General features: G+C 54.0%; 24 protein-coding genes. 13 read left to right on the top strand and 11 right to left on the bottom strand.

All coding sequences use genetic code 11. From position 1 onward, the window contains the following. The first annotated feature begins 17 nt into the window (after positions 1-17). Both hslU and MF268_RS17525 read left to right on the top strand, forming a co-directional pair. Entirely contained in the window at positions 18-1,325 is a 1,308-nt protein-coding gene (hslU, locus tag MF268_RS17530) for an ATP-dependent protease ATPase subunit HslU (protein ID WP_238372158.1), read from the top strand. A gap of 74 nt (positions 1,326-1,399) precedes the next feature. Beyond that, positions 1,400-2,620, top strand: coding sequence for an MFS transporter (locus MF268_RS17525; protein WP_238372157.1), 1,221 nt, complete (start codon positions 1,400-1,402; stop codon positions 2,618-2,620). Here the strand turns inward: MF268_RS17525 and MF268_RS25420 are convergent. The 3 genes from MF268_RS25420 to MF268_RS17510 all read right to left on the bottom strand — a co-directional run bounded on the left by MF268_RS25420 (position 2,617) and on the right by MF268_RS17510 (position 4,870). Next, positions 2,617-2,934 (bottom strand): Smr/MutS family protein, encoded by a 318-nt coding sequence (locus tag MF268_RS25420; RefSeq protein WP_337926817.1) that lies wholly within the window; start codon positions 2,932-2,934, stop codon positions 2,617-2,619. The two genes, MF268_RS17525 and MF268_RS25420, sit on opposite strands and share 4 nt — an antisense overlap. A gap of 242 nt (positions 2,935-3,176) precedes the next feature. Continuing rightward, the gene (gene mltA, locus MF268_RS17515; protein ID WP_238372155.1) at positions 3,177-4,217 is read right to left on the bottom strand and encodes a murein transglycosylase A; all 1,041 of its coding nucleotides are present in this window, start codon (positions 4,215-4,217) and stop codon (positions 3,177-3,179) included. Further along, positions 4,214-4,870 (bottom strand): Tim44/TimA family putative adaptor protein, encoded by a 657-nt coding sequence (locus tag MF268_RS17510; RefSeq protein WP_238372154.1) that lies wholly within the window; start codon positions 4,868-4,870, stop codon positions 4,214-4,216. Before MF268_RS17510 ends, mltA begins: the two co-directional genes overlap by 4 nt. Before the next feature lie 104 nt (positions 4,871-4,974). On the opposite strand from MF268_RS17510, the gene MF268_RS17505 reads away from it, so the two are divergent. Together MF268_RS17505 and secB are read left to right on the top strand one after the other, a co-directional pair. Continuing rightward, on the top strand, positions 4,975-5,493 hold the full coding sequence (locus tag MF268_RS17505; RefSeq protein ID WP_238372153.1) for an FxsA family protein: 519 nt from the start codon (positions 4,975-4,977) through the stop codon (positions 5,491-5,493). 56 nt (positions 5,494-5,549) lie between these two features. Next, entirely contained in the window at positions 5,550-6,053 is a 504-nt protein-coding gene (gene secB, locus MF268_RS17500) for a protein-export chaperone SecB (protein ID WP_238372152.1), read from the top strand. 4 nt (positions 6,054-6,057) lie between these two features. Here the strand turns inward: secB and dnaQ are convergent, their stop codons facing one another. From dnaQ to MF268_RS17480, 4 genes are read right to left on the bottom strand one after another with little or no spacing between them, the layout of a single operon-like run. Beyond that, positions 6,058-6,744: a DNA polymerase III subunit epsilon gene (dnaQ, locus tag MF268_RS17495; protein WP_238372151.1), complete on the bottom strand. Its 687-nt coding sequence runs from the start codon at positions 6,742-6,744 to the stop codon at positions 6,058-6,060. Next, the gene (gene coaE / locus MF268_RS17490; RefSeq protein WP_238372150.1) at positions 6,737-7,330 is read right to left on the bottom strand and encodes a dephospho-CoA kinase; all 594 of its coding nucleotides are present in this window, start codon (positions 7,328-7,330) and stop codon (positions 6,737-6,739) included. The genes dnaQ and coaE overlap by 8 nt, the downstream gene beginning before the upstream one ends. Further along, complete coding sequence (locus MF268_RS17485; protein ID WP_238372149.1) at positions 7,327-8,160, bottom strand: shikimate dehydrogenase; 834 nt, start codon at positions 8,158-8,160, stop codon at positions 7,327-7,329. Before MF268_RS17485 ends, coaE begins: the two co-directional genes overlap by 4 nt. Then, positions 8,157-8,756, bottom strand: coding sequence for a Maf family protein (locus MF268_RS17480; RefSeq protein ID WP_238372148.1), 600 nt, complete (start codon positions 8,754-8,756; stop codon positions 8,157-8,159). The genes MF268_RS17485 and MF268_RS17480 overlap by 4 nt, the downstream gene beginning before the upstream one ends. Before the next feature lie 407 nt (positions 8,757-9,163). Here MF268_RS17480 and hemJ point away from each other — a divergent pair, with 407 nt between their 5' ends. From hemJ to MF268_RS17445, 7 genes are all read left to right on the top strand, one after another. Further along, positions 9,164-9,610 carry a protoporphyrinogen oxidase HemJ gene (gene hemJ, locus MF268_RS17475; protein ID WP_238372147.1) on the top strand — a complete coding sequence of 149 codons (447 nt, stop codon included), beginning with the start codon at positions 9,164-9,166 and terminating at the stop codon, positions 9,608-9,610. A gap of 125 nt (positions 9,611-9,735) precedes the next feature. Beyond that, a complete protein-coding gene (gene rho, locus MF268_RS17470; protein ID WP_238372146.1) occupies positions 9,736-11,007 on the top strand; it encodes a transcription termination factor Rho in 1,272 nt (423 codons plus the stop codon). Positions 11,008-11,034: 27 nt separating this feature from the next. Continuing rightward, positions 11,035-12,321: a tRNA uridine-5-carboxymethylaminomethyl(34) synthesis GTPase MnmE gene (gene mnmE, locus MF268_RS17465; protein ID WP_238372145.1), complete on the top strand. Its 1,287-nt coding sequence runs from the start codon at positions 11,035-11,037 to the stop codon at positions 12,319-12,321. 2 nt (positions 12,322-12,323) lie between these two features. Then, on the top strand, positions 12,324-14,210 hold the full coding sequence (gene mnmG / locus MF268_RS17460; protein ID WP_238372144.1) for a tRNA uridine-5-carboxymethylaminomethyl(34) synthesis enzyme MnmG: 1,887 nt from the start codon (positions 12,324-12,326) through the stop codon (positions 14,208-14,210). Then, positions 14,207-14,806, top strand: coding sequence for a 16S rRNA (guanine(527)-N(7))-methyltransferase RsmG (gene rsmG / locus MF268_RS17455; protein ID WP_238372143.1), 600 nt, complete (start codon positions 14,207-14,209; stop codon positions 14,804-14,806). Before mnmG ends, rsmG begins: the two co-directional genes overlap by 4 nt. Further along, entirely contained in the window at positions 14,799-15,608 is an 810-nt protein-coding gene (locus MF268_RS17450; protein ID WP_238372142.1) for an AAA family ATPase, read from the top strand. Before rsmG ends, MF268_RS17450 begins: the two co-directional genes overlap by 8 nt. Positions 15,609-15,622: 14 nt before the next feature. Beyond that, on the top strand, positions 15,623-16,528 hold the full coding sequence (locus tag MF268_RS17445; protein WP_238372141.1) for a ParB/RepB/Spo0J family partition protein: 906 nt from the start codon (positions 15,623-15,625) through the stop codon (positions 16,526-16,528). A gap of 32 nt (positions 16,529-16,560) precedes the next feature. Here MF268_RS17445 and hemW read toward each other — a convergent pair whose 3' ends face one another. From hemW to rph, 3 genes are read right to left on the bottom strand one after another with little or no spacing between them, the layout of a single operon-like run. Further along, complete coding sequence (gene hemW / locus MF268_RS17440) at positions 16,561-17,715, bottom strand: radical SAM family heme chaperone HemW (protein WP_238372140.1); 1,155 nt, start codon at positions 17,713-17,715, stop codon at positions 16,561-16,563. Beyond that, positions 17,708-18,319, bottom strand: a complete 612-nt coding sequence (gene rdgB, locus MF268_RS17435; protein ID WP_238372139.1) for an RdgB/HAM1 family non-canonical purine NTP pyrophosphatase — start codon at positions 18,317-18,319, stop codon at positions 17,708-17,710. Before rdgB ends, hemW begins: the two co-directional genes overlap by 8 nt. Then, the gene (rph, locus tag MF268_RS17430; protein ID WP_238372253.1) at positions 18,316-19,029 is read right to left on the bottom strand and encodes a ribonuclease PH; all 714 of its coding nucleotides are present in this window, start codon (positions 19,027-19,029) and stop codon (positions 18,316-18,318) included. Before rph ends, rdgB begins: the two co-directional genes overlap by 4 nt. A 113-nt stretch (positions 19,030-19,142) precedes the next feature. On the opposite strand from rph, the gene hrcA reads away from it, so the two are divergent. Together hrcA and MF268_RS17420 are read left to right on the top strand one after the other, a co-directional pair. After that, the gene (hrcA, locus tag MF268_RS17425) at positions 19,143-20,207 is read left to right on the top strand and encodes a heat-inducible transcriptional repressor HrcA (RefSeq protein ID WP_238372252.1); all 1,065 of its coding nucleotides are present in this window, start codon (positions 19,143-19,145) and stop codon (positions 20,205-20,207) included. A 9-nt stretch (positions 20,208-20,216) separates the two neighbouring features. Next, complete coding sequence (locus MF268_RS17420) at positions 20,217-20,780, top strand: nucleotide exchange factor GrpE (protein ID WP_238372138.1); 564 nt, start codon at positions 20,217-20,219, stop codon at positions 20,778-20,780. Positions 20,781-20,810: 30 nt separating this feature from the next. On the opposite strand, the gene mutS is transcribed toward MF268_RS17420, so the two are convergent. After that, the gene (gene mutS / locus MF268_RS17415; protein ID WP_238372251.1) at positions 20,811-23,423 is read right to left on the bottom strand and encodes a DNA mismatch repair protein MutS; all 2,613 of its coding nucleotides are present in this window, start codon (positions 23,421-23,423) and stop codon (positions 20,811-20,813) included. Positions 23,424-23,545: the final 122 nt, after the last annotated feature.

The following is a 23,545-nucleotide window of genomic DNA, read 5'->3' as shown; positions in this document are numbered from 1 at the left end:
GTGAAGAAGGAAAAGAGATGACAGACCTCACTCCCCGGGAAATCGTCAGCGAGTTGGATCGCTATATCATTGGCCAGAAGGACGCCAAGCGCGCAGTCGCCGTCGCGCTGCGCAACCGGTGGCGCCGCAAATTGCTGTCGGATGATCTCCGCGACGAAGTCTATCCGAAGAATATCCTGATGATCGGACCCACCGGGGTGGGCAAGACTGAAATCAGCCGCCGTCTGGCCAAGCTTGCCCGCGCGCCTTTCATCAAGGTCGAGGCGACGAAATTCACCGAGGTCGGATATGTCGGACGGGACGTGGAGCAGATCATTCGCGATCTCATCGACAGTTCGATCGCAATGACGCGCGAGTACATGCGCGAAGACGTCAAGGCCAACGCCCAGAAATCTGCCGAAGAGCGCGTGATCACCGCAATTGCTGGCGAAGACGCGCGTGAAGGCACCCGCGAGATGTTCCGCAAAAAACTGAAAGCCGGGGAACTCGACGATACGGAAATCGAGCTGGAACTGGCGGACAATTCAAACCCGATGGCAATGTTCGATGTTCCCGGCCAGCCCGGCGCGAACATGGGGATGATGAATATCGGTGACCTCTTTGGAAAGGCCCTTGGCGGACGTACCCAGAAACGAAAGATGACCGTAGCGGATAGCTACGATGTTCTGATCGGTGAAGAAGCTGACAAGTTGCTGGATGATGAAACCGTCAACCGTGCGGCTGTCGAGGCGGTGGAACAGAACGGCATCGTTTTTTTGGATGAAATCGACAAGGTGTGCGCACGCTCCGACGCACGGGGAGGGGATGTAAGCCGCGAGGGCGTTCAGCGCGATCTCTTGCCCTTGATCGAGGGCACGACCATCAGCACGAAATACGGCCCGGTCAAGACCGATCATATCCTGTTCATCGCCTCAGGGGCGTTCCATATTGCGAAACCTTCGGATCTGCTGCCGGAACTTCAGGGTCGTCTGCCCATCCGGGTCGAGCTGCGCGCACTCACCGAAGAAGATTTCGTGCGGATCCTGACGGAAACCGACAATGCGCTTACCCTGCAATATACCGCGCTCATGGGGACCGAGAGCGTAAAGGTATCCTTTACGCCGGAAGGCATCGCTGCGCTGGCCAAGATCGCAGCCGACGTGAACAAGTCGGTTGAAAACATCGGGGCCCGGCGGCTTTATACGGTGATGGAGCGGGTCTTCGAGGAGCTGTCCTTTACCGCGCCCGACAGGGCGGGTGAGGAAATCACGGTCGACGCTGATTTCGTAGAGAAAAACCTCGGCGAACTTACCCGTTCGGCTGATATAAGTCGCTACGTCCTTTAACAGACAGGGCAGGCGGTGTCCGCCTGTCCAAGAATTCGCTTGCCTGACGGCGACACCTCGGTCACTTCATCCGGATGGTGTTTTCGGCGTTCTTTCGACAAAATTTGCTCTGGCTCGGGGCAGGGGGGCTTCTGACCTTCCTGTCCAGCTTCGGGCAGACCTTTTTCATCTCGGTTTTCTCCGGTGAAATCCGCGGTGAATTCGGGTTGAGCCACGGGCAGTGGGGCGGGATCTATACGCTCGGGACGTCAATTTCCGCGATAGTCATGATCTGGGCAGGCGGACTAACGGACCTGTTCAGAGTTCGCGTTCTTGGTCCGCTCATCCTCTCGGGTCTTGCCTCGGCTTGTCTGCTAATGTCATTCAACCCGTTTGCCGCTTTCCTGCCAATTGTAATTTTCGGCCTGCGTTTTTTCGGGCAAGGCATGACCAGCCATCTGGCCGTCGTCGCCATGAGCCGTTGGTTCCTCGCTCGGCGTGGCCGCGCGCTCTCCATCGCTTCGCTTGGGTTTTCCATTGGCGAAGCCTGTTTGCCGGTGATCTTCGTGAGCTTGATGAGCGTGATGAACTGGCATTATCTCTGGATCATCGCCGCCCTGATCTGTCTGATATCGATCCCGGTGCTGATGGCGGCCCTGCAGAATGAGCGAACGCCGCAAAGTATGCTTCAATCTGAATCCTCGCTCGGCATGGATGGACGTCACTGGACCCGCAATCAGGCGCTCAGGCATTCCCTGTTCTGGTTCATGGTACCGGCCTTGCTGGGTCCGTCCGCCTTCAATACGGCGTTCTTTTTTCATCAGGTCCATTTCGCCGAGATCAATGGATGGGACCACGTGGAGCTTGTTGCTCTCTTTCCGTTCTACACAGCCTTCGGTGTCGGCTCGATGATCATATCGGGCTGGCTGCTGGACCGTTTGGGGACGGCCCGTATCATTCCGTTCTTTCAATTGCCGATGGTGGTTGCATTTGCCGTTTTCGGTGTTTCTGAAAGTCTTCCCGTCGTACTCCTCGGGTTGTTCTTCATGGCGATGACAACAGGCGCGAACACGACAGTTCCAAATGCTTTCTGGGCAGAGTTCTACGGCACGGCCAATATTGGATCGATCAAGGCAATGGCCGCTGCCGTCATGGTGCTTGGATCTGCTATTGGACCCGGCATTACAGGGGTCATGATCGATCAGGGTATCGGGTTAGAGACACAATTCCTCGGCGTATCGGCCTATTTCCTGCTTACGACATTGTGCATGAACATCGGCGTCCGAAGAAACAAAGCCAGGCTAAGCAGCGCTTAGCGTTGCCTGCGCAGATAGACGTACAGTGCGCCGTCGCCGCCGTGGCGAATATGCGCCGGGCTGACCTGTTGCACTGCCTGAGACAGGGGTGACATCTGGAGCCAGTGGGGAACCTGTCGTTTCAGAACGCCTCTCTGCCGGGAAACAAGAAAGTTATCTTCTCCCATCTTGCCCTTGCCGGTGATGACCAGAACAAGACGCTTGCCAGAGGACTGAGCGCCAAGAATGAAACGCGTAAGAGCCGGATGGGCCTGATCGAGCGTCATGCCATGCAGATCGATCCGCGCCTCGGGGACCAGTTTGCCTCGTTTCATGCGCCCGAAAGCCTTTCGGTCCATGTTCATCGGCGCGACAGGGGGCGGGGAAAGTGGTTTTGGCTGGGCTGCTGGACGCGGCGGAGCAGGCCGCGAGGGTGATTGGTTCGATGACGCTTTCGTCACCACAGGCTTCGTTTCGGCGGGTTTGAAAACCGTCTGCTCGGGATGCATTTTTTGAGCCTTTGAAACCACCTTGTTCCATAGCTCGATTTCTTCCTGGCTGAGCCGACGGCGTTTCATCAGACGCCATCCGTAGCCAGCGCATAGGCGCGTTGAATGGGAAGCAAAACGAGCATGCGGCCTGGGTCGCGGAGCCTGCCGGCGGCTTCTCCCGCCGCATCGCCGGTGCCAAAGAAAACATCTGCGCGCTGGGCGCCCTTTATCGCTGAGCCGGTGTCTTGCGCCACCATCAAGCGCCGGATCGGATTTTCCCCATCCTTTTCAAGCCATACCGGCGCGCCGAGCGGCGTGAACTGTGGATCTACCGCGAGACTGCGCATGGCTGTAACCGATCTGTTCATCGCGCCAAGCGGCCCGAGGTGGGCGGCTACCTTGCTGATCTCCCGAAAGAAAACATAAGACGGGTTATGGTAGAGCAGATCTCGTCCAGCCTCGGGATTCCGTTTCACCCAGTTCTTGATGACCTGGGCGCTGACTTGGTGGGCATCATAGATACCGCGACGGACCAATTCGACACCGATGGACCGATATGGGTGACCATTGGCGCCGCCATATCCGACGCGCAGGGATTCTCCGTTCTGGAGGCGGATACGGCCCGACCCCTGAATCTGGAGAAAGAAGAGTTCGACCGGGTCATCGACCCACGCAATCTCAAGCCCACGATTGTCGAGCACGCCGGACGAAAAAATCTCTTCCCGTGACAACCAAGGGTTCGCGTTTTTCGCTTCGGGCGGCATTTTGTAGAGCGGATACCGGAACCGTGGTGTCGGGTGGCGCGACCCTTCGAGTTCGGGTTCGAAGTACCCGGTGAACAGCGAATTGCCGCCGTCTTCGATCAGGACAGGACGAAAGAAGAGTTCGAAGAAAGATTTCGGATTGCCGTCCGTGTTGCTCTGGGCGACGGCGCAAATAGACAGCCAGTCCGGATCTTTTAGATCGGTACAGGTGGTCAGGAAAGCGGCGAACGCATCCCTGTGATTATCCTCAGACCACCCATCAAGTTCTTCGAAGGGAACGACTTTATGGGTGATCTCAGCCTGCGCGCCGGGGGCGGCCATCATCGCGCCCGCCATGCATATCGCGCGCAGGACCGCAATCATGCGTCCGTGGCGACCAGCAACCAGTTCGGATCGTCTTCACCCATGGTGCGGGCGAAGGTCCAACTGTCTTTCTGACGCTTGGCGGTGGTTTCGCTGCCCTCGATGATATCGCCACCCTCGTCGCGCACGACGGAGGTCAGTTCGCCAACAAAACGCATGGTGATTTCTGCCCGATTGGTGGCGCGGTCAAAGTTGACCTCCTGAACCCGGGTTTCGCGGATCCCGATGAATTCAGCGGTGATCTTGAGACCCTTGTCTTCACGGTCGGACACGACACTGACGAAGGTTTCAAACACGTCTTCGGCCAGATAGGGCTGAATTTCATCAAGGTTGCCGCGTTCGAAACCCATCACGATCATTTCATAAGCGCCACGAGCGCCCTGAATGAAATCGGTCAGTGAAAAGGCCGGCTCAACCCGTTTCATCGCCGCCAACTCCTTGGCCGCGTCGCTATCGGGATCCACATGATCGGTAATGTCGTGGTCAGGACCACCTTCGATTACCTCGAAATCCGGCCGCGACGATTTGGCCGACTGGTTGGTTACGGGAGGTTTTTCAAAGCCCTCACGTGTCCCGAGAACGCTTTTGAGGCGCAAAATCAGGAATATGGCAATGCCGGCCAGGACCAGAAGCTGGATCAGGGGCGAATTCATTTGTACCTCGTTTCAGGCGTCGGGCTTTGTAAGCTGCGGTCAAAGCCCTATGTAGGGGTTGGCTAGGTCCAAGTCCACCGCCGAGCATAATAAGGAACGAGCCTATGTATCTGTTTTTGGCCTTCTTGATGGTCCCGATTATTGAAATTGCCCTGTTTATTCAGGTTGGCGGTCTGATCGGGCTGTGGCCAACTCTTGGGATCGTGATCATAACAGCTATTCTGGGTACATGGCTGGTCAAGACCCAGGGACGGATGGCGCTTGCGCAGCTGAGCCGTTCTTTTTCAGAACTGAATGACCCGACTGAGCCCTTAGCGCATGGCGCGATGATCCTGTTTTCGGGCGCGCTGCTACTGACCCCCGGCTTTTTCACCGACGCGGTTGGATTTGCCCTGCTCGTCCCTTCGGTGCGGGTCGCCGTTTTCCGCTTTCTTCGAAAACGCATTAATGTTCAGACGTTTCAGATGGGATCGCAGACTAGGAACGCGCACCAGCGCGAGTATCCCGGCAGGGGCGACGTCATTGACGGGGAATACGAAGAGGTTTCTCCGACCAGCAACAAGCCTAAAGGTAACTCGGGATGGGTCGAGCACGGCAGCGACAGACATTCGGAGCAGCATTGAGATAAGAGTCTCAAGCTGGTAAGCAGCGGCAAAGTTTTGTTTCAGGAGCTCGCAATATGGCCGAGAACGGTGCAGCCGATACCGCGCAACAACCCGCAGTACAGATGAATATTCTTGGGCAGTTCGTCCGCGATCTGTCCTTTGAAAACGTCATGGCCCAGAAAGGCGCAACGGGTCAGGTCAATCCGGACATCAGCGTTCAGGTCAATCTGGATGCGAAAAAGCGTCCGACCGATAATCAGTACGAAGTCATGATCAAGCTGAATATCGAATCCAAGGCCAAGGACGGCGGCGAGCAGCTGTTTCTGCTGGAAATCGATTATGTTGGCGTATTCCGCATTCAGGGCGTTCCGGAGGAACAGCTTCACCCGTTCCTGCTGATCGAATGCCCCCGTATGCTGTTCCCGTTCTTGCGCCGCATCGTCAGTGATGTGACCCGTGACGGTGGCTACCCGCCGCTGAACCTCGAAAATATCGACTTCGTTCAGATCTATCGTTCCGAGCTGGCCCGTCGCCAGGCTGCTCAGGGCGAAGGCGCAGCGCCAGCCGCTGACGCATAAGGTCTTATCCGCGTAACCAAAGCGGGTTTTCGCCCAGTTGGGCAATGAATTCATTATGAGCTGCCTTTTCCGCCTCGGTCAGCCGGGGTGGAAGAGGCTCGGGGCGTGGAACCGGGCGCCAGTTTTCGGACACCTGCGTTGCAGAACCGGTTTGTGCCGTTGAGAGTGCAAAATCAGGCTGCCGGCCACCAATCAGTTCAAGATAAACTTCGGCAAGGATTTCGGAGTCGAGCAAAGCGCCGTGCAGGGTACGGGCGTCGTTGTTGATACCGAAACGGCGACAAAGGGCATCGAGAGAGGCGGGCGAGCCGGGAAACTTCTTGCGCGCTATGGCCAGCGTATCAATAGCCTGATCGAGTGGCAACAAAGGCAAGTTCATCCACTTCAACTCGGCATTCAGAAACTTCATGTCGAAGGAGGCATTGTGGATGATAAGCTTGGCATCGCCGACAAAATCAAGAAATGCCTGACCGATTTCGGCGAATTTCGGTTTGTCCGCAAGGAACTCATTGCCAAGTCCGTGAACCTTGAAGGCGTCTTCGGGCATGTCGCGTTCAGGGTTGATGTACTGGTGATAGGTACGGCCCGTCGCCACGTGGTTATAAAGTTCGACGCCCCCGATTTCGACAATCCGGTCGCCGCCTTCGGGGTCAAATCCCGTGGTTTCGGTATCGAGCACGATTTCACGCATGGCTCACCTTGCTTCTGATGTCGTTTATGATGGCTTGAACCTGCGCAAGAGCATGTTCGGGCGTGTCCGTTTCGATCAAGTAATCTGCAAGCTTTCGCTTCTCCGCATCCGGCATTTGCTTTTCTCGGATCATCAGGAACTGATCGCGCGTCATCGTGCCGCGTTCCAGAACCCGTTTTTCCTGAGTCTCCGCATCTACGGACACACAGGCAACTGCATCTAGCTTGCTTTGCCCTCCGGTTTCGAAAATCAGGGGAATATCGAATACCACAATATCGGACGTCGCCGTTTTCTTGAACTCTTCGCGGTCTTTTGCAACCAGCGGATGGACGATTTTCTCGATCTCTTTGATGGCTGACGGATCCTTTGCAATGATCGCCTTTAGCTGTCCGCGGTCGACAGCACCATCGATTATCGCCGCGGGAAACACGCGGGACATCGGTTCAACAGCCGCACCGTCACGCGCATATAAACGGTGAACAGCCGCATCCGCGTCCCAGACATCGCAGCCCAACTGGCGAAACAGCTTGGCAGTTGATGTTTTGCCCATACCGATAGAGCCAGTCAGACCAAGCAGAAAACTCATGCCAGAATGGCCGCCCTGGTCGTTTCATCTATGACCGGTCTTTGGCCGAACCAGCGTTCAAACCCTGGAAGACCTTGGTAAATCAACATTCCGAGCCCATCGACCGTGGTACAGCCGATCTGTTTCGCCCGCTGGAGCAAGGCTGTTTCCAGAGGATTATAGACGATATCCGTCACGACCGTATCCGCGCTCAACCGATCGAGGGAAATGCGCAGCTCCGGTTTGCCGGTCATCCCAAGCACAGTTGTATTAACCAGCAGGTTCGGCTCATCCATGTAATTGCCGACCTGAACCCAATCGACTACCCTGATCCGCTGGCCGAAATCATCACGCAGCTTTTCGGCACGGACGCGGGTTCGGTTGGCAAGAATGATTTCCGGAACGCCTGCATCGGCCAAAGCCGCAACAATGGCACGCGCTGCGCCACCAGCGCCAAGAACCAGCGTTGGAGCTTCCCTAGGCGCCCAATCAGGTGCGCCATGCTTCAGGTTTTCGATGAACCCATAGCCATCGGTGTTATCTGCGTGGATGATGCCATCCTTGCGGAAGATAAGAGTGTTGGCGGCACCTATTACCGTGGCCCTGTCGGTGATCTGGTCGGCGATGCGCATCACCGTTTCCTTGTGAGGCAGGGTAATGTTCACGCCGACAAACCCCATCTTCGGCAGGGCGCGTACCACGGTTTCGAGATCTGCTTGAGCCACGTCCATAGGGATATAGTGACCCTTGATACCAAGCGACCTGAGCCAGTGGTGGTGGAGCAGCGGAGAACGCGAATGGGCAATCGGCGAACCGATCACGCCCGCCAGCGGTATCTTTTCCTGCGTCATGTTTCCAACATTCCCCTCACTGTCAGAAAATTCAGGAGTTCCAGCAACGGCAACCCAAGCACATTGAAGTAATCTCCCTCAATCGACCTGAACAACCTAACACCTTCTTCTTCCAGCTTATAGGACCCTACAGAAAACCGAATGCTTTCCCAGTTTCGTTCGACATAGCCTGTCATATAATCCGGTGAAAGCTCGCGCATGAAAAGCCGGACCTGTCCCACATGCCGCCAGATCGGTTTGCCGTCTTCAACGATTACGGCTGCAGAAAGAAGGCTATGCCTTTTACCGCTTAGGGATTCGAGCTGGCTATATGCCTGCTCTGGGGTTTCAGGTTTGGACAGGATCCTTCCGTCCAGATCCAGCACCTGATCGCAGCCCAGCACAAAACGTCCAGGCATCTTACCACTGATCTTCCTTGCCTTCAGTTCTGCGAGAGCATCGGCAATGTCTCGCGGTTTGGCCTGCTCCGCCTCTAGCGCCATTTTTACCGATTCTTCATCGATCCGGGCCACCATGACTTCAAATGGGACCCGTGCATTCTGCAGCAGTTCTGAGCGGATTTTTGATCCCGAAGCCAGAACGATGGGGACATACATGTGCATAACCTGCTGGAGAAATTTTGTTTCAGTCGGGACCGTTTTTATGTTTCTCGGCGATTTTCGCAACCTGGGCGTTTTCATCCATTTTCCCCAAGTCTCTCACCCCGAGTCTTACAGGGTGGAGAGGGATAAAATCTAAACGTGGACGAAACTATCCGTCAGAACCCAATACAGTTTTTATCCACATACACCGGGGCATGATTTTCAGTCTAAGTCCATGATTTACAGAGTAAAATTTTCACATTGTCGGTTTGTGTAAGACTCGGATAAATTTTGATCCCCCATGGGATAACCTAGGGCACATCTGAATAATCCACTGGCATGGGCCCTCCCTACCAAACCATAAACCTTTCTTCTTATACTTATTATATTTAAGAGAGACCGAGCATGAACCCGAGGCCGAGATGACTGACTTTCTGATTTCGATCTATCCTTGGACAAAAGCCCTTCATATCATCTCGGTCATTGCCTGGATGGCAGGCTTGTTCTACCTTCCTCGTCTTTTCGTCTATCACGTTGAAAAGAGAGAGTTATCTGGGCTTCCTAAAGTATTCGAAGTGATGGAATACAGGCTGTTGAAGGCCATCATGAACCCGGCAATGGTCGCCACTTGGGTTTTTGGGCTGTGTCTTGTCTTTACACCCGGCATTGTGGACTGGGGTATGGTCTGGCCTTGGACAAAGGCCATTTCAGTGCTCGGGATGACCTGGTTTCATCACTGGCTGGCGCTGCGGCGCAAGGATTTCATGAAGGGTCGCAACTCGGTGACCAGTCGTCAGTACCGGATGATGAACGAGGTACCTACGGTTTTAATGGTCGTCATCGTGATCTCTGTGGTCGTTCGGTTTTGAACTTGTTTGACATAAGCGCAAACCGAACATAGATACGGCTGAACTGTCCCGTCCGGGACACGTGTTTCCCCATGACGAATTCTTGACGTAGGCGGCTTGCGCTCTCGTTTCCAAAGGCTTGAACCATGACATTAGAATCCCTTAACCTCGCTGATCTTAAGGCAAAAAGTCCCAAAGACCTTCTTGCCATGGCCGAAGAGCTGGAGATTGAAAACGCGTCTACGATGCGTAAGGGCGAGATGATGTTCCAGATTCTGCGCGAGCGTGCGGATGAGGGTTGGGAAATCTCTGGTGACGGCGTGCTGGAAGTGCTTCAGGATGGTTTTGGATTCCTGAGGTCGCCGGAGGCGAATTACTTGCCGGGTCCGGACGATATCTATGTATCGCCCGACATGATCCGTCAGTACTCCCTGAGAACGGGCGACACGATTGATGGGGTCATAAAGGCGCCTGACGATAACGAACGTTATTTCGCCCTTACGAACGTGACCCAGATCAACTTTGAAGATCCGGAGCGGGCAAAACACAAGATTGCCTTCGATAACCTGACACCGCTGTATCCGGATGAGCGGCTGAACATGGAACTTGATGACCCGACCGTCAAAGACCGGACGGCGCGGATCATCGATCTCGTGGCGCCGATCGGGAAAGGTCAGCGTTCGCTGATCGTTGCGCCGCCGCGGACTGGTAAAACGGTTATCCTGCAGAACATCGCGAACTCGATCGAAAAGAACCACCCGGAGTGCTACCTAATTGTTCTGCTGATTGATGAACGTCCCGAAGAGGTGACGGACATGCAGCGATCGGTCAAAGGAGAAGTCGTTTCGTCGACCTTCGATGAACCCGCTACTCGTCACGTTGCGGTCAGCGAAATGGTGATCGAAAAGGCTAAGCGTCTCGTAGAACATAAACGAGATGTTGTTATTCTACTCGACTCAATAACAAGACTTGGTAGGGCGTTTAACACGGTTGTCCCATCTTCGGGGAAGGTTCTGACAGGTGGCGTGGACGCAAATGCCCTACAACGTCCTAAGCGGTTTTTTGGCGCGGCTCGGAATATCGAAGAGGGTGGCTCGCTGACGATTATTGCCACCGCCCTGATAGATACGGGTAGCCGCATGGACGAAGTCATCTTTGAAGAATTTAAGGGTACGGGTAACTCTGAACTGGTGCTGGATCGTAAGATTGCAGACAAGCGTGTATTCCCGGCGATCGACATCCTTAAGTCCGGGACCCGTAAAGAAGATCTGCTGGTCGATAAAATTGATCTTCAGAAGACCTTTGTGCTTCGCCGTATTCTCAATCCTATGGGTACGACCGATGCTATCGAATTTCTGATTTCGAAGCTGAAGCAAACAAAGACGAACAGTGATTTCTTTGATTCAATGAATACCTGACGCTGGTCGGGACATTCGGAGATCGTCATGGATACTATTTTTGCCCTGGCCTCTGCGCCGGGTAAAGCAGGCGTGGCTGTTATACGTGTTTCCGGTCCTCTGGCCAGAAATGCCGCGGAAATCCTGTGCGACGGTCAATTGCCCCCCCGTGGAATGACATTCCGGTCTTTGAAGACGGCAGAGGGCGATATTCTTGACCAGGGGCTGATACTTACTTTCGAAGCGCCGAAGAGTTTCACCGGCGAAAATGTTGCGGAATTGCAGGTCCACGGGAGTAACGCAGTCGTTTCCACGGTCTTGGAATCGCTGGGACGACTTGATGGGTTGCGCCTTGCCGAACCCGGGGAATTCACGCGCCGTGCCTTGATGAATGGTCGGATGGACCTTGCGCAGGTAGAGGGGCTTGCTGATCTCATCGACGCGGAAACAGAGGCGCAACGTACACAAGCCGTAAAAGTTATGTCCGGTGTCTTTAGTAAACGGGCTGAAGATTGGCGGAAGGATCTGATCCGTGCGGGTGCCTTGCTTGAAGCGACGATTGATTTTGCTGACGAAGATGTACCGGTGGATGTGACACCGGAGGTCAATGAACTGCTCTGCAAGGTTTACGATGATCTCAAGGTTGTAAGTTCGGGGATTTCGACGGCCGAGCGGATTCGTGAGGGTTTCGAGGTTGCCATCGTGGGGCGCCCGAACGTCGGAAAATCTACGCTTTTAAACGCTCTGGCGGGAAGAGAAGCCGCGATAACCTCTGAGTTTGAGGGCACTACGCGCGATGTTATCGAAGTTCGTATGGATTTCGACGGCTTACCTGTGACTTTAATGGACACCGCAGGCTTGCGAACAACTGATGACGTGGTCGAAAACATCGGGATCTCGAGAGCGAAGGACCGCGCGAGATCGGCAGACGTCAGGGTTTTTCTTGTGGAATCTGACGAAGATATCGACATTGAGATTATGCCTGACGACATTGTGTTGAAGTCGAAGGTTGATTTGTCGTCGTATAAGGAAAACGGAATATCTGGACTATCCGGTGAAGGTGTCGACTCCCTAGTAGTTCGCTTGACAACAACGCTTAAAAGCCGCGCCCTTAAGGCGGAACTTGCGAGTCGGGAGAGACATCGGGTCGCGATATCCAGAGCAATGAACTCGCTGTCATCTGCGTTGAATTTGCTGAATAGCGGTCCGGACGCTTATGATATAGTTGCCGAAGAATTGCGCGATGCTTCCCAGGCCTTGGGTATGCTGGTCGGAAGAATCGGTGTAGAAGACCTGCTTGATGAGATTTTCGCGAGTTTTTGTCTGGGAAAATAGGAGTGTTTCACGTGAAACATTTTAATGCAGATGTGGTTGTGGTAGGCGGCGGTCATGCTGGAACCGAAGCCGCATCGGCCGCTGCCAGGATGGGTGCGAATACGGTTCTGGTCACGCTGAAAATTGATAAAATCGGCGTTATGTCTTGCAACCCTGCAATTGGGGGGCTGGGCAAAGGACATTTAGTTCGAGAAATTGACGCTCTTGATGGCGTCATGGGACGAGCAGCGGATGCGGCGGGAATTCAATTTCGTCTGTTAAATCGCAGAAAAGGTCCCGCCGTTCAGGGACCGCGAGCGCAGGCTGATCGTGAACTGTACCGGCAAGCCGTTCTGGGTAATCTCGAAAATCAAGAAAATCTTTCGATATTCGAAGGAGAAGTTGCGCAATTCTTGTTGAGTGGCAAAAAAGTTGAAGGCGTCAAGTTGGCCGATGGCCGGGAGATATTCGCAAAGTCAGTTATCCTTACCACGGGAACCTTTTTGCGAGGTGTTATCCATATCGGAGAGACTTCAACTCCAGGGGGTCGGATGGGTGATTCCCCATCAGTTAAACTGGCTGAACAAATCGACGGTTTTGATTTACCCATGGGTCGGTTAAAGACTGGCACACCGCCAAGATTGGATGGATCCACTATTGATTGGTCGATACTCGATCAGCAACCCGGTGATGATGAACCGACGATGTTCTCCTTTCTGTCCAAACATCCAGTTGCGCGTCAGATTTCTTGTGGGATCACACATACGAACGTCCGTACCCACGAGATTATTTCCAAAAACCTCAATAAATCAGCAATGTACGGCGGTCGGATTGACGGGGTAGGACCGAGGTATTGCCCGTCGATAGAAGATAAAATAGTGCGGTTTGCAGATAAAGAATCGCACCAAGTGTTTCTGGAACCAGAAAGCCTTTCCAATAACACTGTTTACCCCAACGGTGTTTCTACCTCGCTGCCTGAAGATGTGCAGTGGGCTTACATCCATTCTATGGTGGGGCTTGAAGATGCGGTTATTCTTCAGCCTGGATATGCCATCGAATACGATTACGTGGATCCTAGAGCGCTTAATGCAAACTTAAGTTTGAAGTCTGTGCAGAGCTTGTACTTGGCTGGTCAGATTAACGGAACCACTGGCTATGAAGAGGCCGGTGCTCAGGGTTTGGTTGCTGGTTTGAATGCAGCGTTGGAGGCGAGGGGATCGTCTCCTCTCTATTTCAGCCGAGCTGAAAGTTATATCGGCGTTATGATAGATGATCTTGTTACGAGAGGTGTCAGTGAGCCCTACCGAATGTTCACCTCGAGGGCAGAGTTCAGGCTTTCGCTTCGTGCGGACAACGCAGACCAAAGGCTTACGCCGCTTGGTTTGGAGCTTGGTTGCGTTAGTTCTAATCGGAAAATTGTTTTCTTAGATAAGCGTGAGCGTTTGACCTTTGGTATGAATTTATTGAAGGGTTCAACGTTTACACCTAAAGAAATAGAGAGCTCTGGCATCTCGATAAAGCAGGACGGGAAAAAGCGGTCGGGATTGGACATCCTAGCTTTCCCGGATGTTGAATTTAACCACCTTAGTACTCTAATTCCTGGGTCTGAGAAGTTGGATTACGACGTTAAGCTTCAACTGTCTCGCGATGCGCTATACGCCAACTACATCACTCGCCAGCAGCGTGACATCGATGCAATTCAAAAAGAAGAACGCGTTGAATTCCCAAAGGATTTCAATTTTCGAGACATTGCCGGGTTGTCGAATGAACTTCGAATGAAATTGGAGCGTTTCAAGCCAGACAACATGGCTCAGGCCGCTAAAATCGATGGTATGACACCTTCCGCATTGACGCTTTTGCTTTATCACGTCAAAAAACGAGCATCGGAACTCAGGGCGACTGCAACGTGACTGAACTTAATGTTTCACGTGAAACACTTGAACGGCTAGAGATATATGCAACCTTGCTCCGAAAATGGAACCGAAAGATAAACCTAGTTTCCCCTAGGAGCTTAGATGATCTTTGGACGCGTCATATCGTCGATTCAGTTCAAATTTTTGAACAAGCCGACTGTTTCTCAACATGGTCCGATATCGGGAGTGGGGGAGGTTTCCCGGGTTTGGTTTGCGCTATCCTTGATCACGAGAGCAAAAAGAGTGGCAAATTCATATTAGTAGAAAGCGACACCCGAAAATGTATTTTCATGAAAGAGGTTATCCGTAACACGGGTATTCAATGCGCAGTGATCAATGATAGGATTGAAGGTGTTACACCTTTGGAAACAGATGTTCTTTCAGCGAGGGCCCTTACAGGCTTGAAAGGACTACTGTCTTACGCAGATCTTCATCTTTCGAAGCAAGGTGTTGCTCTTTTCCCGAAAGGAAAAAATTGGAAAGAAGAGGTCCGTGAAGCTCGCGAACAATGGCAGTTCGATATGAATGTGATAAAAAGCGTTACCGACAGCCAAGCTGTCATCTTGCGAGTAGAAGGAATTCAGCGTGTCTGACATATCCAGATCAACCGAACCCAAGATAATAGCAATCGCTAATCAGAAAGGTGGCGTCGGGAAAACGACTACGGCAATCAATCTCGCGGCAGCCTTGGTTGAGCAGGGTCATCGAGTTCTGGTCATCGATCTCGACCCTCAGGGTAACGCGTCTACTGGCTTTGGGATCGAGGCGACGGAGCGGACCTACACAACTTATGATCTCCTGCTCGACGAAGCGCCTCTTTCGGACGTGATTCAAGCAACGAGTATGGATGGTCTTGGCATCGTACCGGCAACAGTGGACTTGAGTTCCGCCGATATCGAGCTGATCTCAAATGAAAAGCGCAGCTTCCTTCTGCACGATGCGCTACGACAGGTTGCGATGGATCAGTATGTCTGGGACTATATATTGATCGACTGTCCCCCGTCTTTGAACATCTTGACGGTAAATGCAATGGTCGCGGCTCATTCCGTTCTCGTGCCGTTGCAGAGTGAGTTCTTTGCACTTGAAGGCCTTTCCCAGCTAATGCTGACGATCCGGGAAATTAGGCAGTCCGCCAATCCCGGCCTTCGCATCGAGGGAATTGTACTGACGATGTATGATCGTCGGAACAATCTGTCGCAGCAGGTCGAGCAGGATGCCCGTGATAATCTCGGCGATCTCGTATTCCAAACAGTCATTCCGCGTAATGTTCGCGTGAGTGAGGCACCTTCATTCGCGATGCCAGTGCTCAGTTACGATCCCAAATCACTGGGTGCCGAGGCTTATCGGGCATTGGCAGCGGAATTGGTCAGAAATAACAGCGCGGTTGCAGCGTAGAGCAGGAGAAGCAAGTGACTGATAAAAAAGCAAAACCAAGGGGTCTTGGTCGCGGGCTTTCTGCTTTGATGGCGGATGTTTCTGCTCCGGAAGGCCAGGATGCTGGAACTGACAGTCCCGTGCGGCACGCGGATCAGATGCTTCCGATTGAAAAGTTGGTCGCGAATCCCGACCAGCCGCGCCGCGTTTTCACCGAAGAAGCGCTTGATGACCTTACGAATTCAATTCGTGAAAAGGGAATTATCCAGCCTCTTATTGTTCGAGAGATAGCTGGCGGCAAATTTGAGATTGTGGCTGGTGAACGTCGGTGGCGAGCCGCGCAGAGGGCGCAGCTCCACGAAGTTCCGGTTCTTGTCCGCGAATTCTCGGATACTGAAGTTCTGGAAGTCGCGATCATCGAAAACGTCCAGCGCTCGGACCTGAATGCCGTAGAAGAAGCTGCGGGTTATCGGCAATTGATGGATCGCTTCGGCCATACTCAAGAGAAGATCGCCGAGGCGCTTGGTAAAAGCCGGAGCCATATTGCCAACCTGCTGCGATTGCTGTCTCTTCCGAAGGATGTTCAGGATCTTTTGCAGGGGGGAGAGCTGTCAGCAGGTCATGCCCGGGCACTTATTCCGGCCGAAAACCCTTCGGATCTGGCGCGTAAGGTCGTAAAAGGCGGCTTGTCAGTGCGAGCGACAGAAGCGCTTGTTAAGAAATCACTGGATGGAAAAAACGACAACAAAAGGTCCAAGGCGGCCAAGGCGGTAACTGAAAAAGATGCAGATACCCGCGCACTGGAAGGGGATCTTGCCGCAAACCTCGGTATGAGGGTGTCCCTTGATCATTCCCCAGATAGCGAAAAAGGCAAGATTACTATCGAATACGATACACTGGATCAGCTGGACTCATTGTGCCGTATGCTAAGCGGTGAATAGGTGATCTAAACAAAGTTCGGGTTTAAAAAAGATCAGTACGCGAGTTCGGAAATTATCGCGTTCAGCACATTAAACCCTTGTTTCGTAACGACTAATCTGGATCCGATCTCTTCAATCATCCCAAGTTCCTTCAGATGATTTCTGGCCGGAACGGATAAAGTTTCACCTCCTAGGGCTTCGATGCGATCAAGATCTATGCCTTCTTTTACGCGTAACCCCATCATGAGGTACTCGTTGGCCTGATCCTTACTTGGAAGACTCTCCCGGGGCTTTTCCCCGGATCCGCCTTTGACTTTCGAAAGCCATTCCGCCGGATTTCGATATGTTTCAGTTGCGTATTTCTGACCGTCGAGCGTTACCCGACCGTGGGCGCCCGGACCTAAACCGATATAGTCGCCGTAGTTCCAATAGATCAGGTTGTGTCGGGACTCCAATCCCGGACGCGCATGGTTGGAAACCTCGTACCGGGGCAGCCCGTGCGCATTACAGACCTCTTGGGTTAGGTCGTACATATCGGCCGAAAGATCGTCCTTGGGCAGACCTTTCAGCTTACCCGCCATGTAACGATCTCCGAATGCTGTGCCGGATTCGATTGTTAGCTGGTAGAGAGAAAGATGATCGGTTCCAAAGGTTAGAGCCAGATTTAGCTCGTCTTCCCAGTCGGACAGGGACTGGTTCTGCCGCGCGTAAATGAGATCAAAACTGACCCTATCAAAGTTCTTCTGTGCAATTGCCAAGGCTGCTTCGGCCTCGGCGACTGTATGAATCCTGCCAAGACGTCGGAGATCGACGTCATTCATAGCCTGCATTCCCATAGAAACGCGGTTCACGCCCGCACTGCGAAAATCTGAAAACTTTTGCGCTTCGATCGAACCGGGGTTTGCTTCAAGCGTGATTTCGATGTCGTTTGCCGGCGTCCAGTAGCCTACTGCTTCTGCGATTATGGCTCCGACAGTGCTTGGCAGCATCAAACTGGGCGTGCCGCCGCCGAAGTAGATTGAATTCAGAATGCGTCCGGGTGTTTCCCGTGCGACACGAGCAAGTTCACGACGATAGCACGCCAGCCAGTCTTGATGAACGATGTTTCGGGAAACATGGCTGTTAAAGTCGCAATAGGGGCATTTCGCCTCGCAAAATGGCCAGTGAATGTAAAGGCCAAAGCCTCCGTTGCGCCAATCCTCAGACAAAACAGCCCTTCACGAGTTTCGAAACAGCATCTGCGCGGTGGCTGATGCTGTTTTTCAGGTCTGTCGGCATTTCAGCAAAGGTCACGTCGTGACCGTCCGGAACGAATATTGGATCGTAACCATGGCCGTTGTTACCACGCATGGGCCACACGACTTGCCCGGGCATGACGCCTTCAAAGATCTCATCATGCCCATCCGGCCACGCCAGAACCAGCGTACAACAAAACCGCGCAGTGCGCGGATGCGGTTCGTTCTTGGCTTCGAGTTCGCGATTAACACGCTCCATTGCCATAACGAAATCTCGGCCATTTCCGGTTTCCGCCCAATCGGCTGTGTAAACACCGGGGGCTCCGCCGAGGCCATCAACTTGAATGCCGGAATCATCCGACAACGCAGGAAGACCGGTCGCTTCAACGGCGGCCCGTGCCTTGATACGTGCGTTTCCAATGAACGTGCTTTCGTTTTCTTCCGGTTCGTCGAGGTTCAGTTCAGCCGCCCCTCGGACGGTGATTCCGAACGGCCCGAGCAGATCCACCATCTCGGCCAGCTTGCCCGAGTTGTGCGTCGCAACGATGAGCTCTTTCTCGACGAACTTGCGGGTCATTTCGCGGCCTGCAGTTGCTTTTCTACAAGCTCGGATACGCCTTTTTCTGCGAGATCCAGCAAGTTGTTCATCTGGTCACGCGAGAAAACAGAGCCTTCCGCAGACATCTGGACCTCGATGAGTTTACCTGAACCTGTCATGATGAAGTTACCGTCAACGCCTGCTTCGCTGTCCTCGGGATAGTCGAGATCGACGACAGGCTGTCCGGCGTAAATCCCGCAGCTGACCGCAGCAACCGGATCCACCAATGGATCGCTGACCACATCTCCAATCTTCATCAGCTTGTTCACCGCTAGGCGCAGGGCCACCCAGCCACCGGTGATGGACGCACAGCGCGTACCGCCATCGGCTTGCAATACGTCGCAATCGACGGTGATCTGTCGTTCGCCAAGGGCGGAACGATCAACACCTGCGCGGAGAGCGCGGCCGATCAACCGTTGAATTTCTACAGTTCTTCCACCTTGTTTGCCCGAAGCTGCTTCGCGACGCATGCGCGTGTTCGTTGCGCGGGGCAGCATGCCATATTCGGCAGTCACCCAGCCCAGTCCAGAACCCTTGATAAACGGCGGCACCCGGTCTTCGATGGTCGCCGTGCAGAGAACATGCGTGTCGCCCATCTTCATTAGACAGGAACCTTCCGCGTGCTTCGTAAATCCCGTTTCGATTGAAACAGGCCGCATTTCGTTCAACTCTCGTCCTGACGGTCGCATTGCAAATCCCTCTCTATCAGGGCTACGGGATAACGCTCGCTCGATACCCGATGCAACCCCGATTGACCTTTCGCGGGAGAGCACTTTTATTACAGTCTGGTAAGGGATCAGCGATGAATAACGCTTCGAAGATACTAGAAGAACTGAACGATCGCTCGCGGGAAGTTTTCCGATCGGTCGTAGAGTCGTATCTGACAACGGGCGAGCCTGTTGGCAGCCGGACGCTTACTCGGACCCTTAGTGAGAAAGTCAGCGCTGCGACAGTTCGTAACGTGATGCAGGACTTGGAATTTCTTGGTTTGCTGGACAGTCCGCATGTATCTGCCGGGCGGATTCCCACCCAGATGGGTCTGCGAATGTTCGTGGATGGTTTGCTGGAAATCGGCGACCTTGATGAATCCGATCGCCAGAAAATCGACGCGACCATGAGCGGCACAAGCCAGGATGTCGAAACGGCGCTGGATCGCATCGGTGCAGCCCTGTCTGGGGTCACACAAGGTGCCTCGCTCGTGCTTACACCGAAACGTGAAGCGGCGATCAAGCATATCGAATTCGTTTCGTTGAACCAGAGCAAAGCGCTGGTTGTGCTGGTTTTCTCGGACGGGCATGTCGAGAACCGATTGTTCACGCCGCCTCCGGGTCAGACGCCAAGCTCGATGAGAGAAGCGACCAATTTTCTGAACTCGCTGATCGAAGGGAAGACGCTGGCCGAAGCACGTAAGTTGATACAGACCGAGATCGTCGGACGTCGGCAGGAAATCGATCAGCTTGCTCGGGATCTGGTCGATAGCGGTCTGGCGATCTGGGAGGGGAATTCCGAGGAAACAACACGATTGATCGTTCGCGGCCGCTCAAACCTATTGGCGGGAGACGACCCCGATCAGGAACTCGAACGGATTCGAACCTTGTTTGACGATCTCGAGCGGAAACGGGACATCGCTGAATTCCTCGAATTAGCCGAAGACGGGGACGGTGTGCGCATTTTTATTGGCTCGGAGAACAAACTTTTCTCACTTTCGGGTTCCTCTCTGGTCGTGTCTCCTTATATGAACGCTGACCGAAAGATCATTGGAGCGGTTGGGGTCATTGGACCGACTCGCCTGAATTATGGCCGAATCGTTCCTATTGTGGACTATACCGCCCAGTTGCTTGGGCGGGTGGTCTCCGATCGCAGTTAGAGGTGAAGAATGGCTGAGCCAAAGAACGAAGATTTCCTTGATAGCCTGGCGAACGCCGAGGCCGAAGAACTTGCGGACGAGATGAACGAGATCAGCAGCGAAGATGCTGAACTGGATTCACTTCGCGCCGAACGTGATATGTTGAAAGACCGTTTCATGCGGGCCTTGGCGGATGCCGAGAACGCCCGGAAACGCTCGGAAAAGGATCGCCGCGAGGCTGAGAATTACGGCGGCTCAAAGCTCGCCCGCGATTTGTTGCCCGTGTTCGACAACATGAAACGTGCGCTTGAGGCCGCGACCGAAGAGCAGAGAACGGTATCTGCCGCGCTGATCGAAGGCGTCGAGCTGACGATGCGCGAGATGCAGAACGTATTTGCCAAGCACGGTATCGAGATCATCGCACCGCAGGTTGGCGACAAGTTTGACCCGCAACTTCATCAGGCGATGTTCGAAGCGCCGGTGCCCGGTACGAAATCGGGCGAAATCATTCAGGTTGCGGCAGAAGGTTTCCTGCTGCATGACCGGCTTTTGCGTCCTGCGCAGGTTGGCGTTTCGTCGATGCCGGCGAGCTGACTGACAGCCGCTTCGATTGAAAGAACGCGGTCAGGTCTTGGCCGCTTCTTTCAATTTATAGAGAACGTCCAACGCCGCTTTTGGCGTGAGCTCGTCCGGGTGAATCTCTTCCAGAAGATCCGTAACCGGCGATTTCGCGGGCTTGGCTTCGTGAGGAGCAGGGACGGCTGCAAACAGTGGCAGGTCGTCGATCAATGTCTTCTGCTTCCCGCCACCTTCACGTTCACCTTTCTCGAGAGCTTCCAGAACGACCCGCGCACGTGCGACGACTGATTTTGGAAGGCCGGCGAGCTGCGCAACCTGCACACCATAAGACCGGTCGGCGGCGCCTTTTCGAACCTCATGAAGGAAGATGACCTCGCCTTCCCATTCCTTGACTGAAACGGTGGCGTTATCAACGCCTTCGAGCTTACCGGCGAGCGCAGTCAGTTCATGGTAATGGGTGGCGAACAGCGCGCGTGACCGGTTGGTCTGGTGCAGGTGTTCCAGCGTAGCCCAAGCGATGGACAAGCCGTCATATGTTGCGGTTCCACGGCCGATTTCGTCAAGAATGACGAGAGCACGATCGTCGGCTTGATTGAGGATCGTCGCGGTTTCGACCATTTCCACCATGAAGGTCGAACGGCCCCGGGCCAGATCATCCGACGCACCAACCCGGCTGAACAACTGGCTGATGATTCCGATATGGGCGGATTCCGCCGGAACGTAGCTTCCCATCTGCGCCAGAAGGCCGATCAGCGCGTTCTGGCGCAGGAAGGTCGACTTACCAGCCATGTTGGGGCCGGTCAGGAGCCATATCGCAGCGCCAGTCTCTGCCGAAAGATCGCAGTCATTCGCGATAAAGTTTCCGCCAGCCTTTCTGAGCGCACGTTCGACCACCGGATGACGTCCACCGGCAATTTCAAACGCGCGGGAATTGTCGACAGCGGGGCGGCACCAGTTCTCGGAAACAGCGAGATCCGACAAGGCGGTCATCAGGTCGATTTCCGAGAGTGCACGCGCCGCAGAACTTATCTGTGCCGCATTGGACAAAACAGACTCTTTCAGACTCTCATAGAGCCGCTTTTCCGTCTCTAACGCATTGTTACCAGCGTTAAGGATCTTGGTTTCCATCTCCGACAGTTCGACGGTCGTAAAGCGCACCTGATTGGCGGTGGTCTGGCGATGAATGAAGGATTCCGAAAGCGGCGCAGAGAGCATTTTCTCTGCATGGGTCGCGGTGGTTTCAATAAAATAGCCAAGCACGTTGTTGTGCTTGATCTTAAGGGAGGAAATCTTTGTCTGCTCTGCGTATCTTTGCTGCATCGCTGCGATGACCGAACGGCCTTCGTCCCTTAAAGCGCGAGATTCATCGAGGGTCTCATCGTAGCCACTGGCGATGAATCCACCATCCCGGACCAAAAGCGGCGGGTCGGCGACCAATGCGTCATCTAGAAGCTGGGTCAGATCATCGAAACCTGACAACTGCTCGACAGTTTCGTTTATCAAGTTCGGCAGACCTGAGACTGACAAAATATCGGAGATGGTTTTTGCCTGTTCGAGCGCGTTCCTTATCGAAGCCAAGTCACGAGGGCCACCCCGGTCTAGCGAAAGCCTCGATAAAGCCCGGTCGAGGTCAGGCGTCTTGCGCAGACAGGCCCGTAGATCACTCGATATTGCAGAATTCTCGATACAGTACTGCACCGCATCCAGCCGATCTTGGATAACGTCGAGCCGTCTGGACGGGTTGGAGACCCGTTGATCCAGCAAACGGGCTCCGCCCGGTGTCACAGTGCGGTCAATGGAACCGAGCAGCGATCCCTCGCGCCCTCCGTTCAAGGATCTAGTCAGCTCAAGGTTTCGCCGGGTTGCAGAGTCGATCTGTACGACATGTGCCTCTGAGTTTTGAACCGGAGGGGACAACAGAGGGAGTTTGCCCTTTTGAGTGATCTCGAGATAGTCGATCAAGGCACCCATCGCCGAGGTCTCGGCCCGGTCGAAATTGCCGAAGGGTTCGAGGGTGGCAACGCCAAACAGATCGCAGAGGCGTTTCTCGGCGGCAGTGCTGTCGAAACTTGATCGTCCCAGCGGGGTCAGAGAAATTCCCATTTCATCGGCCAGATCATAGGGCGCGTCGTCATCTTCCTGAACGACAAGCTCTGAAGGGCTTAGCCGAGCAAGTTCAGGTCCAAGCCGGACGCTGCTCAGCTTCATGACGTGAAACGAACCAGTCGAAATATCGGCCCATGCAAGTGCGGATTCGTCTCTAACGCGAGCGAATGCGGCAAGAAAGTTATGCCTGCGCGCTTCAAGCAACGCGTCCTCGGTGAGGGTGCCCGGGGTCACCAGCCGGACGACCTCACGTTTTACGACTGCCTTGTAGCCGCGTTTCTTGGCTTCGGCGGGGCTTTCCATCTGTTCGCAAACGGCGACGCGGAACCCTTTCCTGATCAAGGTCAGAAGATATCCTTCGGCCGCGTGGATCGGAACGCCGCACATGGGGATTTCTTTCCCGTCATGCTTTCCGCGTTTGGTCAGCGCAATATCCAACGCTTCGGCGGCCGCAACCGCGTCCTCGAAGAACATCTCGTAGAAATCGCCCATTCGATAAAACAGCAAGGCACCGTCATATGCTGCTTTGATCTCGAGATATTGCGCCATCATTGGCGTGACGTTGGACACCTGTTTCCCCTGCGAACCACCCGGATTGAAGCGGACCTTACAAATCGTGTCCGGGCGGTTAAAGGCGAAAACGTAATGCCCGTTGAGACCTCCCTTCAGCTCCT

It is taken from the genome of Heliomarina baculiformis (assembly GCF_019966545.1).
GTDB lineage: Bacteria > Pseudomonadota > Alphaproteobacteria > Rhodobacterales > Rhodobacteraceae > Heliomarina > Heliomarina baculiformis.
This window is presented reverse-complemented; position numbering and strand designations above follow the sequence as displayed.